This is a genomic window from Micromonospora sp. NPDC049529 (genome assembly GCF_055586685.1).
The window spans coordinates 19,432-37,221 of record NZ_JBVJHT010000008.1 but is presented as its reverse complement, the minus strand read 5'-3'; the positions used below and the strand labels follow the sequence as shown (position 1 = coordinate 37,221).

Below are 17,790 nucleotides of genomic sequence, written 5' to 3'. Positions count from 1 at the left end.
AACCATCCGAACAGCAGCGCGGCACAGGAAGGATACTGCGGCCCAGCCGGGGATGCCGGACTCGCCTAGTGACCCTCATCCGTCCGGCTGATGCGTTCGACGACGACCCCGTCGTGGAACCGACCGATGGCGATCAATGCGGCCCCGGTCGCGCCGATCTCCGGGTTGCGCACGTGACTGACCCGGCGCGGCGCCAGCGCCGCGACGAAGGCGTCCCGCCACCACGGCGACGCGGCCACCGCGCCACCGCCGAGGACCACCTCGACCGGGTAGTCCACCGTGGATTCGATCTCGCCGAGGTCGGTCGCCACCTGCCGGCACAGGGCCTCCATCAGGCCGGCGAAGATGTCCACCGCGCGGGTCCCGAAGCTCAGGCCGTACACCTTGCCGGAGCCGGCCGGGGCCAGACCCGGCGGCCGGTCGCCGCCCAGCCGGGGGTCGGCGACCACACCGGCACCGGGTCGGATCGCGGCCAGGGCCTGCTCCAGTTCCGCTCCCGACGGCAGCCGCAGCACCTTGTTCGCCCAGGCGAACAGGTTGCCACCGGCGGAGTAGGCGGTCCCGGTGACGATGTGCCGGTGGTCCACCCGGTACCGCCAGAGCCCGTCCGGCAACGGCGGCAGGATCGCTCCGGCGGGCGCCGCCTGGACCAGCCGGACGGCCGCCGACGTACCGACGGTGACCGCCGCCCGGTACGGGTCGACGCAGCCGGAGCCCACGTTGGACGCGGCGCCGTCGCCGGTCGGGCAGGTCCACGGTACGTCGCGCAGCGCCGGCCAGCGGCGGGCGAGGTCGGGGCGCAGCCGCCCGGTCCAGTCCACCGCCGCCAGTTCAGGCAACTCGGTCGGTCCCGCCCCGGCCAGCGCGCACGCCTCGGGGTCCCAGTCCAGGGTGCGCAGGTCGAGCAGGCCGGTGCCGGACGCCTGGGAGACCGACATCGGGGCGTGTTCGAGCAGGGCGCCGAAGGCGTACTCGACCAGTCCGACGAAGCGCGTCGGGCGTACGCCCAGCGTCTCCCGCAGCCAGGGCAGCCGTACGCTCCAGTAGAACCGGTGCCACCAGGTGCCCGTACGGTGGTGGAAGTCGTCCGGGTCCGCCGGACCGGGCATGGTCGACGGTGGCGACGAGCGACTGTCGAGCCAGGTCAGCACCGGTCCGAGCGGCTTTCCGTGCTGGTCGAGCGGGAGCACCGAGTGCCACTGGGCGGCGGTGGCGACCAGGCCGATGTCGTCGAGGTGTCCGGCCTCGCTCAGCTCGTCGAGGCAGGCTTCGAGCGCGGCCAGGTAGTCGGCCGCGTCGAGGGTCGCCGCCCCGTCCTCGCCGAGCGTGACGGTCATCTTCCGGCGGGCCAGGGCACCGGGCAGCGGCACGGCGTCGCCGTCGAGGACCAGCCCCCGTACCGACGAGGTGCCCAGGTCGAGCGCGAGAATGTTCATCGCCGGCCACCGTACCCGGCTGGCCCGGCCGGCATGCCCAGGGCGGCGTCAGCCGGCACCGGGCCGGTCCCCCGGACACCCGATCCCCATGGACATCCGTCGATCGAGGCGCGAATTTCGGTCCACCTGGTGGACGACCGGTGGGGCGGTCGTCGGCGCTGGTCGAAGCCGCTCGTAGCCTCCGGAACATGATCGCGCGATGCCAGTTCTGGTGGCCCGCCAGCCCGGCGGCCGACCTCCGCGCGTAGTTCTTCCACGCGGCCGCCCGACCCGGCGGCCGCCAGCGTTCTCCCCGCTCCCCGGCCGCCGAGGCGGACGGCCCCCGGACCGAGGAGACCCCGATGGACCTGCTCCCGCACCTGCTCGACACGATCGCCGCCGGCACCACACCCGGCCCGTTCGCGATCCTCCGCCGCGCCGACGCCCCGGAGCTGGAGGTGTTCACCGGGCAGCTGCGCACGGTCGAACGGCTCGCCGACATCCCGCTGCCGGGCGGCCCGGCGGGTGCCCGCACCCTGGCCCTGGTGCCGTACCGGCAGATCGCCGAGCGGGGCTTCGCCTGTGTCGACGACGGCGCCCCACTGGAGTGCCTGACCATCGGCGCCCAGCAGCGGGTGCCGCTGGACCGGGCCCTGGCACTCCTGCCCGACCAGCCCGTACGCACCGAGGGCGGCGCCTTCGACCTGCCCGACGAGGAGTACGCGGAGATCACCCGCCAGGTCCTGCGGGAGGAGATCGGCCGGGGCGAGGGCGCCAACTTCGTCATCCACCGCAGTTATCGGGCGAACCTGGTCGGGGCGCCGCTGACGGCCGCACTGGCGGCGCTGCGCCGGCTGCTGACCGCCGAACGCGGCGCGTACTGGACGTTCGTGGTGCACACCGGCACCCGGATCCTGGTCGGGGCGAGCCCGGAGCGGCACGTCAGCGTCGAGGACGGGTTGGCGATGATGAACCCGATCAGCGGCACCTTCCGGCACCCGGACGGGCCGGCGGACCGGGACGCCCTGCTGCGGTTCCTCGCCGACCCGAAGGAGACCGACGAGCTGTACATGGTGCTCGACGAGGAACTGAAGATGATGGCGACGGTGGCCGAGCAGGGCGGGCAGGTGGTGGGCCCGTACCTGAAGGAGATGTCGCATCTGGTGCACACGGAGTACCTGCTCGCCGGCCGGGGCTCGCTGGACGTACGCGACGTGCTGCGCGAGACGATGTTCGCCCCGACGGTGACCGGCTCCCCGATGGAGAACGCGTGTCGGGTGATCGCCCGACGGGAGCGGGGTCGGGGTCGGGGCTACTACGCCGGCGTGCTGGCGTTGCTCGGTCTCGACGACCGGGGGCGGCAGACCCTCGACGCGCCGATCCTGATCCGTACGGCGGAGATCTCGCCGGCCGGGGCGTTGCGGGTGCCGGTCGGCGCGACCCTGGTCCGCCACTCGACCCCGGAGGGGGAGGTGGCCGAGACCCACGCGAAGGCGGCCGGGGTGCTCGCCGCGCTCGGGCTGCGCCCGGCCGCCCCGGTCCGGGCGGCCGGTCTGCCGGACCGGTTGGCCGACGACCCGGCGGTCCGCGCGGCGCTGGCCGCCCGCAACGACCGGCTGGCCCGGTTCTGGCTGGAGCAGCGGGCGCCGGGCGCGACCCTGGTGCCGGCGCTCGCCGGCCGGCGGGTGCTGATCGTCGACGGGGAGGACACCTTCACCGGGATGCTGGCCCACCAGTTGCGGGCGCTGGGCCTCACCGTCGAGTTGCGCACCTGGCAGGACGCCGCCTGCGCGCTCGGTGCCGGCGGCGGACTCGACACGACGGACGCGGGTGGGGCCGACCTGGTGGTGGTGGGGCCCGGTCCGGGTGATCCGAACCAGGTCGACGACCCGAAGATGGACAGCCTGCGCCGGCTGCTCACCGGCCTGCTCGACCAGGGTCGGCCCACCCTCGCCATCTGCCTCGGTCACCAACTGCTGTCCGGGCTGCTCGGGTTGCGGCTGCACCGGCGGGACGCGCCGTACCAGGGGCTGCAACGCGAGATCGAGCTGTTCGGCAGCGTCCGGCGGGTCGGCTTCTACTCCACCTTCACCGCGCTGGCCGACGCCGACGACCTGGTCACCGCGTACGGTCCGGTCCGGGTGGCCCGGGACGCCGCGGACGGCGCGGTGCACGCCCTGCGCGGGCCGACCTTCGCCGGGGTGCAGTTCCACCCCGAGTCCGTGCTCAGCCAGGACGGCCTGGCGGTCCTGGGTGAACTGCTCGGCGAGTTGCTGCCGACCCCGGCGACGCCGTCGCGGTGACCGGTCCGGTCCGGCGGATCCCGTCGACCGGTCCGGTCCGGCGGATCTTTCCGGGGATTGGCGGGCATATCCTCGCGGAGGTTGGGTAGGGCTCTCGTACGCCGGTGGTTCGAGCGGGTCGAGAGCCCTCGCTCGGACCACCGGTTCGTGCTCGGTGGTCAGGCGCCGTTCGCCGGCCCGCGCCACGACACCCCAGCCTCCGCCACCCTCGTCGGGCCGGTACCGGGTCGACGCCGGCCGGCGCGCCGGCTCGTCGCGGCGGTGGTCCGGCTTGCCATGCGGTTCATCTTCCCCCGCCCGCTCTGCCCCAACTATCCTCGTCCGTTTTGTCCCTACTATCACCTACCCGCTTATTTCCCGAGAAAACATCGACTCCTCGCGAGGAGGGGTCGGCCCACCCGTCCGGGGGTCCGATCGCCGCGCTGGCGCGGCCGACGGCGGCGGGGACGAGGCACCTCTCACCGACCGGATCCGGCGCCGGTCGGCCCGCCGGACCGGCTCCGGCCAGGCATATCGATCTTCCGACCGATCCACAGTGGTGTTCCGGACGGGCCGACCGGTCGGATACGGTGGACGATAACTTCCGATCGCAGCAGGTCGTCGTCGATGCCGGCCGGCTCACCCGGATCCAGGCGCGACCGGGTCCACTACCCACCGGGTCCACTACCCACCGGGCCCAACCCCCGCCACCGGCACGCTCTCCGGACCAACCGTCCCCGGCTCGCGTGCCCGATCGGCGAAACGCGCCCCGTCCCGGCGGTCCATTCGGCAGGATCGTCATCAACGAGGAGGTGCCGTTGTGCAGGACACTCGGATCCGCACGCTGTCTTTCCAGGTCAGCGGGCTGCCCCCGGTCAGGAACGAGGCACTGTCGATCTTCTCGGCCGGGCACCGCCAGGCCAACCGGGTGCGGGCACTGCTGGAGGCCGCCTGCGCCGCCGCCCAGGACAGCGGCTGGACAGCACTGACCGACCCGATCGAACTGGATCTGATCCTGCACTGCCCGCCCGGCCACCACGGCACCGACGCGGCGACCCTGCTCGGTGGCGTCGGCGCCGTACTCCAGGACAAGCGGCACGCGGTCAACATCGGTCTGGCCCACCTGGGCGCGCTGGTCGACGTCACGCTGTACGTCGACAACCGGCAGATCCGCCGGATGTCGTACCGGGAGGAGCCGGCGGAGACGACGTCGTACGAGGTTCGAGTCGCCGCGATACCAGCGGCAGGTTGAGCGGCGCCCACGACCGGGTACCGCGGACCCGACGAAGGGAGCACCTATGTCGGAGCCACACGTCACGCTGGACCCGAGCGGGCTGGACCCGACCCTGGAGAGCCTGCGCGAGCCGCTGGAGCAGCAACTGAGTTCGGCCCTGCGGGTGGCGAGCGAACGCGTCCGCGCCGGGTACGACGGAGAGCCGGTCGAGGAGGTCTGCCGGCGGCTGCTCGACGAGACCCGGGCCGGTCTGCACCCGGACATCGCGGCCGGCTTCACCCCCGACATGGACGAGTTCTGCCGGGTGGCGATCGCGATCGTGCGACGCGAGGTGCATCACTGACCCGCGCCGGCACGACAGGGCAGTCGGTCGGCGCGGAGCGGCACGACCGCCCGCGTTCGCGGGGTTGACCGGACGGCGCCCCGGTCAGCTCCGGCGTACGTCGACGGCGACGACCCGGGTGCCGTCGGGGCGGGTGAGTTCCAGGGCCCGGATCGGCAGTGCCTGGTCGCTGCCGGGCGCCACCTGGAGGCCCAGGCCGTGGGTGACGTGCCCCTCGAAGTCGCTGGCGAGGGCGTAGCCGCGCAGCGTGGGGTAGCCCAGCCGGGGCTCGGGCGTGCTGGTCAGCGAACTGCGCCCGTGCTCGTCGTGGGCCTGGGCCGGGTCGAACTGGATGCGCAGGAAGGCGTTGCCCGGCAGTGGCACCGCGTCGCCGACACCGTCGGCCAGCACCCGGGGCACGTAGGCCAGGGTGTAGGAGGGCAGGCCGCCGCGGAACGCGAAGGTGATCCGGGTGTGTCCCTCCTCCGGATGGTCACCCACCCGCACCTCGACCAGCAGCGGTAGCGGCGGGCCGGGCGGCGGCACGACCGGCGGTCGGACGTCGTGGCTGATCCGTACCTCCCGGCTCGGCACCGCCCAGCCGTAGGTGACCCGGTCGTCGGTGGCCGCCGGGGCGGAGGTGCTCGGACCGGGCGGTGTGGTGGCGGGGCCGGCGACCGGGGTGGACGGTCCGCCCGGCGCGGTGGCGGCCGTCGGCTGCGGGGTGGCCGGGCCGCCCCGGTCGGCCGTCGTGCAGCCGGCGGCGAGCACGACGATCATGAATGCGAAAAGTGGTACGCGGTGGCGTGTCATACACCTCTGACGCACGGCCCCGGCCCGGGGTTTACCGGTGGCAGCGGATCACCATAGATCAACAAAGACGCGCACTCATACCAGATCATCGGACATAACGGGATATTGAAATAGATGAAAATAAATGTTTAAGATCCTGGCACCCCCCTCGGCAGCATTGGAGAGTGAGCGATGACCTCACGAAGAGTCAGCCGACTCCTGGTCGCACTCGTGACGACGGCAGGTGCCATGCTCGGCACCACGATCGCCAGCCCGCCGGCCTCCGCCGACGTCTCGATCAACGCCACGGTCTGCTACAACACCAGCCAGGCCGGCAGTTACGCCGGCATCGCCAACCAGGCCGCCACGATCTGGAACAACGCGACCGTCAACCTCACCCTCTCCGCCGGCTGCGGGTCCAACCTGCGGATCTACCAGATCACCGGCGGCGGCTCCTACGCCGTCCGGACCAGCCTGGGCAACGGCCGGGTCTACATCGACACCCAGCAGGCCGCGCAGTACAGCCCGCTGCGGATCATGACGCACGAGATCGGCCACATCCTCGGCCTGCCGGACAACTACAACGGCAACTGCGCCCTGCTGATGTCCGGCGGCAGCGCCGGTACGAGCTGCACCAACCCGTACCCGAGCACCGCCGAGGCCAACCGGGTGAGCAGCCTCTTCGCCGGCACCCGGATCGGCGCCGACACCGGCGGCCAGGTGTTCCAGGACAGCTGGCCGGCGTCGCCGGTCAAGGTCGGCTGACCCTCCGAATCCACATCTGGTCCCCCGCCCTCCCTCCCCGCGGCGGGAACCACGACCGGGGGCCGGCGGATGCCGCCGGCCCCCGGTCGCCCGTGGGTCACCCCGGTCAGGGATCGATCTGCACCGGGATCTCGTACCGCAGGCCGTCGCCGTCACCGAACCGGACCACACCGGAGTAGTGCCGACCCGGCACCAGCCCGCTCCAGCGCAGCACCGGGTACACCTCGACCCCGGCCCGGACCGTACGTTGGACCGGAGTCACGATGGCCGTGCCGTCGACCGGGGCGTTCGGCCCGACCGAGTGCACGTTGAGGATCGCGGTCAGCGGCCGCTGCTCGGCACCGGGCGCGGCGACCCGTCGGACCACGTAGACGTAGTTCCGGCCGGAGTCGTGCAGCCAGGCGTCACCGCCGCCGTAGATGCCGCGCAGCGCCCCCTCACCGTTGAAGACCAGCAGGTCGATCTTTTCCGCCGGGTCGAGACCGCCCGGTGGCACGGTGAGCCTGGTCGACTCGGTCTCCGCCGGAATGTCGACGCTGATCTCGGTGATCCCGACCAGGTCCTCCGGGTCGGTCAGCGGATTGAAGGCGAACGGGTCGTACTCGGCGAGGGTGCCGGAGACCTCGAACGGCACGTCCGTACCGGAACCGAAGCCGAGGATCTCGGTGGTGAGGATGCCCTGGTACCCCGGTGTCACCGGCAGCACCTGGGAGCCCTTGGCCGTGGTCGCGTAGACCTCCTCGGGCGTCTTCAGCGCCAGCGCCCGCGCCATCAGCGGCGTACGCACCTGGTGGCCGTACTGGTCCTTCCAGGTCAACGCCCCGAACGCCGGCTCACCGTAGGCGGCCGTGGTGCGGATGAACTCGACCTGGTACGTGGCCGACCGGCCAGGGGCGATCTCGAAGGACTTCGGCGTCACCCTGACCCGCCAACCGTCCGGCGCCTTCACCGTGGCGATGTACGTGCTGCTCCTGTCACCGACGTTGGTGACCGTCCGGCTGACCGTACGGTTGCCGTAGACGTCGGCGACCGAGATCGACGGGTAGTTCAGGTCGCTGGCGTGCATCGGCCGGACGTAGTCGCAGTCGTCGTACTCCTCCCCCGACGGCGGCGCCAGCGGGTCGTACGGCACCGACATGCCCAGCCCGCAGGCGAACCGCCGCCAGTCGGCGACGCCCGCGTCGAAGACCAGGCCGGGGTCGGTCGCCCTGACCGCGTTGACGTGACCGGACCCGTAGTAGAACGGGTTCGCGTCGCCGGTCGAGATCGACGCGTTGCCGTCGGGCACCTGGTCGCCGACGATCGCGCCCTGTAGCGGCCGGTCCAGGTTGTCCCGCTGCTGCCCGGTGGTCATCAGCGCCGACTTGACCGCCATCGGCGACCAGTCCGGGTGCTTGTCGATGACCAGCGCGGCGAGCCCGGCGACGTGCGGCGCGGCCATCGAGGTGCCGGAGTAGTAGGCGTAGTCCTCGTCGTGCTGGGTGACCGGGGAGACCCCGGCGAGGATCTCCTGCCCGGGAGCGGCGAGGTCCGGCTTGAGCAGGTTCCCGCCGCCGGTCGTCCAGGGGCCGGTGGAGGAGAAGTGCGCCACCTCAGGTGCCGGCTGCCCGCGATCGAAGCCGGGGCTGATCGTCGCGGTCGGGTCCGCCGCCCCGGCGACGTACGCCTTGACCGCCGTACCGGCCGCCTGGTCGAGGTAGACCGTCGGGATCGGGTAGCTCGCCGGGTTGGTGGTGTAGAGGAACGTGTTGTAGATGATCATCCCGGTGCCGCCGGCCTCCTGCACCGCCCGGCCCCGGTCGTACTGACTCGCGCCGCCGCCGAAGGCGCAGAGCACGATCCGGCCGGTCACCTTCGCCGGATCGAGGGTGCCCGGTTCGCACCCGCCACCGCCGGAGTCCGGAAGACCGGCGTCGGCCGCGTCGACCAGCGGGGTCGAGGGGGTGCCGGCGGTGCCGAGACCAGCTCCGGTGAGGCTCTGGCCGTTGCCGAGCAGCAGCTGGCGGGAGACGGTGTTCTGCTGGGTGCTGGCGGCGACCGTGGTCACCCACGGCCAGGCGTTGTCGACCGTGCCCGCGTACGGCCCGGAGTTCCCGGCCGACGCGGCGACGAAGACCCCTGCCGCGGCGGCGTGGTAGAAGGCGATGTCGGTGGCGCCGAGCTCGTCCCACGGGTAACCCGCCGAGAAGTTGATCACGTCCACACCGTCGGTCACCGCGTCCTCGATCGCGTGCACGATGTCGACGGTCGATCCGCTCCCGCCACCCGAGGTGGTCTGCCAGAGTGCCTTGTAGACCGCCAACCGGGCGGCCGGGGCGATCCCGGAGACCGGGCCGAGGTCCTGCCCGTCGAGGCGTACCGGCACCCCGCTGGCGCCGGCCGCGGTGCTCGCGGTGTGCGTACCGTGGCCGACCACGTCACGTGGGGAGCGGAACTCGGCCGGGTTCGCCTCGGCGAAGCCGGTCTCGTCGTACCAGCGGGCGCCGATCACCCTGTTGTTGCAGGCGACCTGGCCGGTCTGGCCGGTGTCGCAGGTGCCGTGCCACTTGGCGTCGATCACCGCCTGGTCGGCGCGGGGTTCGGGCAGCGCCGCGAACGAGGGGTTCTCCGGCCAGTAACCGGTGTCGATCACCCCGATGATCACACCCTCGCCGGCCCGCGAGTCACCGCCGAACTGCTGCTGCCAGACCCCCTTCGGGCCGGTGAGCTTCAGGAAGTCGGCGGAGTTGGCGGACTGGGTGTGTACCCGCCGGTCCGGGAGGACCTGCCGGACGCCGGGAGTGGCGCGCAGCTTCGCGACCTCGGCCGAGGTGAGCCGGGCGGCGAACCCGTTGAAGACGGTGTCGAAGGTGGTCCGGGCCCGGCCGGCGGCGATGCCGGCGCCGTCGAGCACTTTGGTCCGCTGGTCGCGCAGATGGTCGCGGTAACCACGGGCGCCGGGCGCGGCCCGGTCGAGCCGGTCGCCGGGCGCCGGCCTGGTCGCCGGGATGCCGGCGACACCCCCGGCGTACGAGGCGACCGGGTCGCCGCTCAACTCGACGAGATAGCTGCTGGTGCCCGCGTCGGTGGGGGTCGCCGCGTCGGGTCGTGCCTGTGCGGGTAGGGGTGTCGCGAGGACGAGTGCGGTGAGCACCGTCGCGGCGAGCAGGGACCGGACCGATCGTGGGTTCCGGGCCGGAAGCGTGTCCGACAAGTGGCCTTCCTTCGTTCATGTCGCACGTGTGCGACGGTGACACGAGGTCGGGCTCCATAATGGAAGCGCTCCCACGGACGACGGAAGCGTTGTTACGCGAAAAACATCCGGGGAAATGAATATTTAACCGCGTCTCGGTCGATCCGCGACCCGGTCGTAGGCCAGCCGTGGGCATGCCGTGGAACCAGCCGTGGGCCGGTTCAGTGCACCAGCGGCACCAGGTTCCGGGTGATCTTCCCGTCCGGGTTGTAGACCACGCACATGATGTCGCGGTCGCCGTCCGCCCAGGTCTCGGCGGTCGGCAGGACCGGATAGAAGTCCAGACCGGACTTATCCTGGCTGCCCCAGCGGCGGGCGAAGTCCCGGCCGCACTCCTGCCACCCGTACGCGGCCACCGCCGGCCGGTCCCACTCCCCGTCGGCGGCGTGCACGAACCCGTACGACTCGTTGTCCGCCCGCTCCTCGCACGGCTTGTAGAGCACCACCACGTCGTTCGCCCGCTCCAGATAGGCCGGATCCGAAAAGCACTCGCCGCCCTCGATGTCGAGGATGCCGGTCGTCTCCGCCGTGATGAAGGTGTCGTCCTTGACCGCGATCGGCTGCGGAGGTTCGGCTCTCGGGAACACCCCGATCAGCGCCACGGCCGCCACCGCCGCCCAGCGGCGACGGCTCCTGAGCACGGGATTCGGCGGGGAATTCGGCGGGGCGAAGGTCATCGATGCGGCCTGTTCTGCACGGCGGTACGGGCTACCGGTCGGGCCCCGCCGCATGGTAGGCGGGCACCGGTGAACCACCGGCCGACGTCACCTGTCCGGACGACGACCGGAAGGTGACGCCCGCCCTCGGCTTCGCCGTGGTGATCATTAGTTCACCTGGTAGCAAGGCCCGCGTCGGGTGGTGGTCGGCCTATTCCGACTCAATGCTGAGGTCCGCCGCGCTCCCGCTGGCGGACAATCCACTTCTCTTGAGGGGTGACCCCTACCTTGAACGACAACAAGCGACCGTGGATCACGGGCTCGCGGCGGGCGAAGCTCGCCGCCGTGGGCACCGCCGCGCTCATCATCGGCGGCTTCGCGTTCGGCCCGTCGGCGTTCGGTGAGGCCGCGCCGACCAAGTACCCGGCGGCCGAGATCTACAAGCCCTCCCCGATGCCCGACCGCGTGATCCTCACGCCGACCACCACCCCGGCCACCTCGCAGAAGGTGACCTGGCGGGCCGAGGCTTCGGCCGAATGGGCCCAGGCCCAGATCCTCGAGGCGCCCAAGGCGCTCGGCGACGTCGCGCCGGCCGCCGGCGCGGTGACCACCGTCAAGGCGAGCGTCAACTCGTCGGTGAACACCTCGCTCGGTTACGCCTCGACCTACCACACCGTCGAGTTCAGCGGTCTGAAGCCGAACACCCGGTACACCTACCGGGTCGGCGACGGCACGAACTGGAACGAGTGGTCCGACTTCACCACCGCGGCCGAGGGCTTCTCCCCCTTCTCGTTCATCTACTACGGCGACGCGCAGAACTACATCGACTCCGCGGTGCCGCGGGTGTTCCGGCAGGCGTTCGCCGACCGGCCCGAGGCCAAGATGATCGTCAACGCCGGCGACCTCATCGACAGCGCCAACAGCGACGAGCAGTGGGGCCAGTGGTTCAACGCCGACGGCTTCATCAACCAGCAGGTCAACAACATCTCGATCCCGGGTAACCACGAGTACAGCGGTGGCCTGTCCGGGTTCTGGCGGCCGCAGTTCCCGTACCCGGACAACGGTCCGGGCAACGCGGAGCTGAAGCAGACCACCTACTACGTGGACTACCAGGGCGTCCGTTTCATCGGCCTGGACTCCAACGTGCAGAGCGTCCCGGCCCTGATGGCCTCGCAGACCGCGTGGCTCGACGGCGTGCTCAAGGACAACCCGAACAAGTGGACCGTGGTCACCTTCCACCACCCGGTCTACTCGAACACCGGCACCCGCAACAACCCGAACGTCCGGGCGCAGTGGGGTCCGCTGCTGGAGAAGTACGGCGTGGACCTGGTTCTGCAGGGCCACGACCACTCGTACGCCCGGGGCAACGTCGACACCGCCCGCAAGTCGAGCACCGTGCACAACGGCGTCGTGTACGTGGTCTCCGTCTCCGGCGGCAAGATGTACGACCTCAACGCTGGCGAGAACTGGACCGGTAACGGTGCGGAGATCTCCAAGCGGGACGAGAACGTCCAGCTCTACCAGATGATCGACGTCGAGCAGGACTCGATCCGGTTCGAGGCGCGTACCGCCAACGGCCTGCACGAGGACGGCTTCCTCATCCGCAAGAACGACGCGGGCGTGCGTACCGTCAACGAGTTCCGCACCCCGGAGAACACCACCGGCGAGCGGGCCCTGACCGCCCAGAAGACCGTCGCCGTGGGCGAGAAGATCGGGGTCAAGGCCTACAACTACGACCCGAACGAGACGGTGAGCGTGTACCTGCGCAGCACCACCGCCGCCGCGAGCAACAACGGTGTCCTGATCGCGTCCAAGAAGGCCGACGAGCTGGGCCAGTTCAACTACACCTTCACCGTGCCGGAGGGCACCAAGAAGGGCAGCACCCAGGTTGTCTACCTGGTCAGCGAGAACCAGAAGATCACCACCCCGGTGATCACCGTCAGCAAGTAATCCGCCCCGGGTGCGGATCGGCCACGTCGGTCGGTCCGCACCCGGTCCGGCCCCGGACAGGAGCATTCGTGACCATCCGTACGCGCGCGCTGGCGGGTCCGCTGCTGGGCGCTCTGGCCGCGCTGGTCGCGGTCACCGGCCCGGCCACCCCGGCCGCCGCCCACCCGTTCGGCCCCCCGGCCACGGCCCGGATCAGCGCCGACGGTACGCGGGTGAGCATCGCCTGGCTCGCCGCCGAGGACGACTGGGTGGCGCTCGGCCAGTCCCTCGGCGCGTTCGAGGACCCGGCGTCGGGCAGCGTGAACGGCGCCCTCACCGGGGAACAGAAGCTGCAACGCTCCCCCGCCGTCCGCGACTACCTGCTGAAACACATCACCGTCAGCCAGTCCGGCCAGCCGTGCACCGGCCGCCTCGACACCCTCGAACAGTTGGTGAAAAAGGGTGCCCGGCTCGACTTCGAGTGCCCGCGGCAGGTCAGCGATCTGGACGTCACGGTCAGCGCGCTGACCGACCTGAACACCGCGTACCGCACCGCCCTCACCTCGGACGTGGCGATGACCCCGCCGGAGGCGCTCTTCACCCACAACGAGGGCAGCCAGCGGATCCGGTTGAGCGCTGGCGAGGGCGGCTCCGGTCGCCCGGCCGCCGTCGGCACCGTCGCCGCCGGTACGGGCATCGCCGCGGTGGCCATCCTCGCCGGGGTGCTGGTCAACCGGCGACGTCGGACGAGGAGGAAGCCGGCATGACCTGGATCAACGGGTTGGACAACCGCCTGATCGCGCTCTTCGACAGCGGGGCGGTGTTCTGGCTGGCCCTGCTGGTGGCGCTCGGCGTCGGCGCCGCGCACGCGGTCGCCCCCGGACACGGCAAGAGCGTGACGGCCGCGTACCTGGTCGGCACGAGGGGACGTTACCGGGACGCGGTACGGCTCGGCGCCATCGTCGCGCTGATGCACACCTTCTCCGTACTCGTCCTGGCCCTGGTCTGGGTGGGTCTGACCGGGGCGGCCGGTCTCGGCACCAAGTCGATCACCGCCTGGCTCCAGGCGCTCGCCGGGCTGGTGGTGATCGGCGTCGGCGTCCACCTGACCTACCGCCAGCTGCGCGGCGGCCACTCGCACTCGCACGGCCACTCGCACTCGCACGGCCATGGTCACTCGCATGCTCCGGCGGCGGCCGTCGGAGGCGCGCATGAGCACGCGGCCGATCACCACCACGACCACCCGGTCGGACACTCCCATGACCACGGCCAGCCGGCCGGCGAGGTACGGGGCGCCACGGCGACCGCGACGATCACCGCCAACCCGCTCGTCGCGACCGAGCCGGAACATCACCACCACCATGACCCGGCCGAGCTGACCGACCCGTGGTCGCGGCGGGGGCTGCTCGCCCTCGGCCTCTCCGGCGGGCTGCTCCCGTCGCCGTCGGCGTTCCTGGTGCTGGTCAGCGGCCTGCTCACCGGGCGGGCACTGGACGCGGTGATCCTGGTGACCGTGTTCGGCATCGGCATGGCCGTCACCCTGACCGGCGTCGGCGTACTGACCATCCGGGGATACGCGCTGCTCGCCGGCCGCGCCCGCTCCTGGTCACCGCTGGCGAAGGTGATCGACTGGGTTCCGGCCGCCGCCGGAGTCGTGGTCGCCATCGGCGGCTGCCTCTACCTGACCGCCGCCCTCACCGTGCTCACCTGAAACCCGCGTGATCCCGGAGAGTTCGGCCGGCTGTGGCGAGCCGAACTCTCCACGGTCATGAAAACCGTGGTGCGGTAAGGACGGCGCGTCGGGGAGCATGTCGTCCGTGAACGTTCCCACCCGCCAGATCCGGGCCAGCTACTCCACCGACACCATCACCGTGTATCAGGCGTACCCGCCGGAGATCGCCGAGGCGGCACTGGACGCCGGACGCTTCGTCGGCCCGTTCAAGCGGGAGCGGATGACCTGGATCAAGCCGTCCTTCCTGTGGATGATGTACCGCTGCGGGTGGGCGGAGAAGCCCGGCCAGGAGCGGGTGCTGGCCATCGAGATCAGCCGCGCCGGCTTCGAATGGGCGCTCGCACACGCCTGCCTGAGCCACTTCGACCGGTCGCGGCACGACGAGCGGTCGCAGTGGTCCCGACAGCTGAAGACCAGCCCGGTACGGGTGCAGTGGGATCCCGAACGGTCGTTGCGGCTGGGCGCGTTGCCGTACCGGTCGTTGCAGGTCGGGCTCTCCGGGGAGGCCGTCCACCGCTACGTCGACGAGTGGACGGTCGCGATCACGGACCTGACCCCGGCCGTACGTGAGATCCGCTCGCTGCTGCGCGAGGGTGCCGAACGGGCCGCCGCCGATCTGCTGCCCGCCGAGCACCCGTACCCGCTGCCGGAGCAGGTTGGCGCGGTGATCGGCGCCGACGCGTGGTGAACGGTCAGCCGCCCGTACGGATCTCGTCTGCGAGGCTGACCAGCAGATCCTCGGTGATGATCTCTGAATTGCTTGGCGTCGCAGCCATGGCGGCTGTCCTGCGGTGTGTCGCCCGGTAGAGGCGAAGGATTGGCTCCATTGAGCAGCGGCGTGTCGCTGGGGCTGAGAGCATCGAGGCATGGCGCCGAGGGAGTGCGGATGAGCGACGGAAAGGTCATCGTGGTCGTCGGGGCTTCCAGTGGCTTCGATAGTGATGCTGTGCGTGCCGCCGGCCGGGCTGGGTGTACCGCCCACGCGAGGATGTGCGGTAGCTCGGGTCGCCATGTTGTCGGCATCGCCGAGACGCCTCTCGCCACCCTTGGCCCGTGACCGCGTCGACGCCCCACAACGCGAGGCGGCGAGTCCTCGACGCCGTACGTGACGCCACTCCCCTGCCAGATCGGCCGCTGATCTCCACCCCGTCCCATTTACATGATGCGGTGGTGCGCGAAGCCGAACGCCGGCGCGCCGCCCGGCAGCCCATGCTGGGCCTGCTCGGCTTGCTGCTGGTCGTCCCGATCGCCGCTGTGTTCGCGATCGGGGCCGGCGGCGCGGAACCGTCCGTGCTGGTGTTCGGACCGTTGGTCACGTTCGCCGTGTCCATCGCCGCGATCATCGCCTTCTGGTGGGAGGACTGGCCTGGCACCAGCCGACGCCCGGCCTGGTCGGGATGGCTCGACCTGCTGCTCGTCGCCGTCGGTGCGGTCCTGCTCAGCTTCCTCGGCCAGGTCATCGTGGACCGACTGGACCCGCGCGGGATCCTCCTGCCCAGCCACGTCACCGCACCGCACCCCACCATGTTCCTCGCTGGCGCCGTGCTCGTCGCCGTGCTCCAACTCACCCTGGTCTGCGAGCGTTGGCCGCTGCGCCGACTTGGTCGGCTGACCGGCGGGTGGACGGCACTGGCAGTCGCCTGGGGAACGGCGGTGCTACTGCACTTCGCCTACCCGTACCTCGGTCTCCTGGCGATCGGGGTCTGGCAGGTGTGGCTGTTCGTTGTCTGGCACGGCTGGCCCTTCACCCGCATACGCCGGCAAGGGCCGCGAGTGGTGCTGGCCAACACGGTGGTTATCGGCGGTGGCGCTCTTACCTACACCGTGCTGCACGACCTCGGTGGTCTGCCCCCGCCGACGATCAACGCTGCGGCGGGATCTTTCATCGCCGCTGGACTGAGCATGTCCATGCTCTTCGAAGGGACACTACCCAACCGCGTACCCCGGCTCGCTGCCGTCCTCCTGCTGGCCGCCGCCCTCTACCTCGGCCTCACCGCCTACGCGAACAGCATCCACTGGACCCATTCCTCGGCGACGGAGTGGGTCGCCCACGTCACCCTCAACGGGATCGCCGCAGGCATCATTTTGCACGTCGCGATCGGACGCCGCTGGCCCTTCGGGAACAGCAACTGAACCAGCAGCAGGCGGCGCAAGTGGCCTGTGAACCTCGCGTCTCAGGGGCCGAACGGCAGGACGTCGAGAACACCGCGCCCCCTCCGATGAGAAACTGTTACTCGCAGATCATGCTTGGAGCCGGAGGTCGTTGCAGTGCGCGAAGGAATAGCAGCTTCCGTGACCGGGGCGCTTCTTTCTCACGTGTGACGCGGAAGTTGTGGTGGTGGGCTTGGTCGTTCAGGCGTTACGTCTACTTACCGAGTGCCTTGACGACGGCCTCGGCCGCCGGCTTGGCCGAGACCGGGTTCTGGCCGGTCACGAGATTGCCGTCGACGTGGACGCACGGGCCGAAGGCCGGTCCGCCGGCGAAGTCGGCACCGGCGCCGCGGAGCCTGCTCTCCAGCAGCCATGCAGCCCTGTCTGCGAGGCCGAAGTCGTTCTCCTCCTCGTCGGTGAAGCCGGTTATCCTGCGCCCGGTGAACTTCCAGCTGCCGTCGGCGTTCCTGGCCGGCAGCAGAGCGCCGACCCCGTGGCAAACGGCGGCGGCGACCTTGTTCTTGTTCGCGTACACGGCGGCGAAGATCGTGCCGATGGAGGGATTGTCGGCGAGGTCCTCCATCGGGCCATGGCCGCCCGAGACGTAGACCGCGTCGTAGTCGTCAGGGTTCGCGTCCTCCAGCCGGGCCGGTGAGTCGAGCCGGTCCGCGACCTGCGCCAGATAGTCGCGCTGCGCTTGGATCAAGGACTCGTCATTGTTGTTGAACTTGGGCGACAGGCTGACTTGGTCGACTGTCGGAGCGACGCCACCGGGGGTCGCGATGGTGATGTCATAGCCAGCCTTGGTGAAGACCTGGTGAGGATTGATGAACTCCACGCCCCAGAATCCTGTCGGGTGAAAGCTGCCGTCCCTCAGTCGCCACTGCTTGGCGGCCGTGACGACCAGCAGTACTGACGTCATAATGTTCTCCTTGCTCTCAGCCGAGCAGAATTATCCAGGCGGCCGTACCCGCCAGCCGAATCCCTAAACGTGGGTCGGGTCGACAGAAACGACTCGTTTCGTCCAGAGGCCAGGCGATACCGGTCACCGTACCGGGCTGCACCCGGAGTTGGAGTTGCTTTCGGACCCTCTGGAGACAACATCCCTCGCCGACGTTTCTGCGACGAGCCCGGGGCTGGCCGTCGTACGCACGGTAAGAAAAGGAGCAATGCTCGCTTAGCCCAACGGTCGAGGACGTGAGGGCTCGGACAAGTGCTCGGCCCATGGCCCGTTGATCCTTGCGGGACGAGGGCACCACCGGGTCACCGTCGGTCACCGA

At 70.7% G+C, this 17,790-nt stretch carries 14 protein-coding genes; 9 read left to right on the top strand and 5 right to left on the bottom strand.

All coding sequences use genetic code 11. The features are described from left to right. Positions 1–65 precede the first annotated feature (65 nt). Complete coding sequence (locus ACZ6QQ_RS15425) at positions 66–1,436, bottom strand: FGGY family carbohydrate kinase (RefSeq protein WP_465876852.1); 1,371 nt, start codon at positions 1,434–1,436, stop codon at positions 66–68. Positions 1,437–1,777: 341 nt separating this feature from the next. Between ACZ6QQ_RS15425 and ACZ6QQ_RS15420 the strand changes: the two genes are divergently transcribed. From ACZ6QQ_RS15420 to ACZ6QQ_RS15410, 3 genes are all read left to right on the top strand, one after another. Beyond that, positions 1,778–3,718, top strand: coding sequence for an anthranilate synthase family protein (locus ACZ6QQ_RS15420; protein WP_465876850.1), 1,941 nt, complete (start codon positions 1,778–1,780; stop codon positions 3,716–3,718). A 799-nt stretch (positions 3,719–4,517) separates the two neighbouring features. Beyond that, positions 4,518–4,949 (top strand): hypothetical protein, encoded by a 432-nt coding sequence (locus tag ACZ6QQ_RS15415; RefSeq protein ID WP_465876849.1) that lies wholly within the window; start codon positions 4,518–4,520, stop codon positions 4,947–4,949. Between the two features lie 46 nt (positions 4,950–4,995). Next, positions 4,996–5,274, top strand: coding sequence for a hypothetical protein (locus ACZ6QQ_RS15410; protein ID WP_465876848.1), 279 nt, complete (start codon positions 4,996–4,998; stop codon positions 5,272–5,274). An 84-nt stretch (positions 5,275–5,358) separates the two neighbouring features. On the opposite strand, the gene ACZ6QQ_RS15405 is transcribed toward ACZ6QQ_RS15410, so the two are convergent. Then, entirely contained in the window at positions 5,359–6,033 is a 675-nt protein-coding gene (locus ACZ6QQ_RS15405) for an AMIN-like domain-containing (lipo)protein (RefSeq protein WP_465876846.1), read from the bottom strand. 204 nt (positions 6,034–6,237) lie between these two features. On the opposite strand from ACZ6QQ_RS15405, the gene ACZ6QQ_RS15400 reads away from it, so the two are divergent. Next, positions 6,238–6,810, top strand: coding sequence for a snapalysin family zinc-dependent metalloprotease (locus ACZ6QQ_RS15400; RefSeq protein ID WP_465876845.1), 573 nt, complete (start codon positions 6,238–6,240; stop codon positions 6,808–6,810). 106 nt (positions 6,811–6,916) lie between these two features. Here ACZ6QQ_RS15400 and ACZ6QQ_RS15395 read toward each other — a convergent pair whose 3' ends face one another. Next, positions 6,917–10,003, bottom strand: a complete 3,087-nt coding sequence (locus ACZ6QQ_RS15395) for a S8 family serine peptidase (protein ID WP_465876844.1) — start codon at positions 10,001–10,003, stop codon at positions 6,917–6,919. A gap of 200 nt (positions 10,004–10,203) precedes the next feature. Further along, complete coding sequence (locus ACZ6QQ_RS15390; protein ID WP_465876843.1) at positions 10,204–10,683, bottom strand: hypothetical protein; 480 nt, start codon at positions 10,681–10,683, stop codon at positions 10,204–10,206. 291 nt (positions 10,684–10,974) lie between these two features. On the opposite strand from ACZ6QQ_RS15390, the gene ACZ6QQ_RS15385 reads away from it, so the two are divergent. From ACZ6QQ_RS15385 to ACZ6QQ_RS15365, 5 genes are all read left to right on the top strand, one after another. Next, a complete protein-coding gene (locus ACZ6QQ_RS15385; protein ID WP_465876842.1) occupies positions 10,975–12,648 on the top strand; it encodes a purple acid phosphatase family protein in 1,674 nt (557 codons plus the stop codon). Between the two features lie 68 nt (positions 12,649–12,716). Further along, positions 12,717–13,394: a hypothetical protein gene (locus ACZ6QQ_RS15380; protein WP_465876841.1), complete on the top strand. Its 678-nt coding sequence runs from the start codon at positions 12,717–12,719 to the stop codon at positions 13,392–13,394. Beyond that, the gene (locus ACZ6QQ_RS15375; protein ID WP_465876839.1) at positions 13,391–14,338 is read left to right on the top strand and encodes a hypothetical protein; all 948 of its coding nucleotides are present in this window, start codon (positions 13,391–13,393) and stop codon (positions 14,336–14,338) included. Before ACZ6QQ_RS15380 ends, ACZ6QQ_RS15375 begins: the two co-directional genes overlap by 4 nt. A gap of 106 nt (positions 14,339–14,444) precedes the next feature. Next, positions 14,445–15,047, top strand: a complete 603-nt coding sequence (locus ACZ6QQ_RS15370) for a DUF4291 domain-containing protein (protein WP_465876838.1) — start codon at positions 14,445–14,447, stop codon at positions 15,045–15,047. Positions 15,048–15,529: 482 nt separating this feature from the next. Beyond that, on the top strand, positions 15,530–16,492 hold the full coding sequence (locus ACZ6QQ_RS15365; RefSeq protein ID WP_465876836.1) for a hypothetical protein: 963 nt from the start codon (positions 15,530–15,532) through the stop codon (positions 16,490–16,492). A gap of 232 nt (positions 16,493–16,724) precedes the next feature. Here ACZ6QQ_RS15365 and ACZ6QQ_RS15360 read toward each other — a convergent pair whose 3' ends face one another. Beyond that, entirely contained in the window at positions 16,725–17,432 is a 708-nt protein-coding gene (locus ACZ6QQ_RS15360; protein ID WP_465876834.1) for a type 1 glutamine amidotransferase domain-containing protein, read from the bottom strand. Positions 17,433–17,790 lie beyond the last annotated feature (358 nt).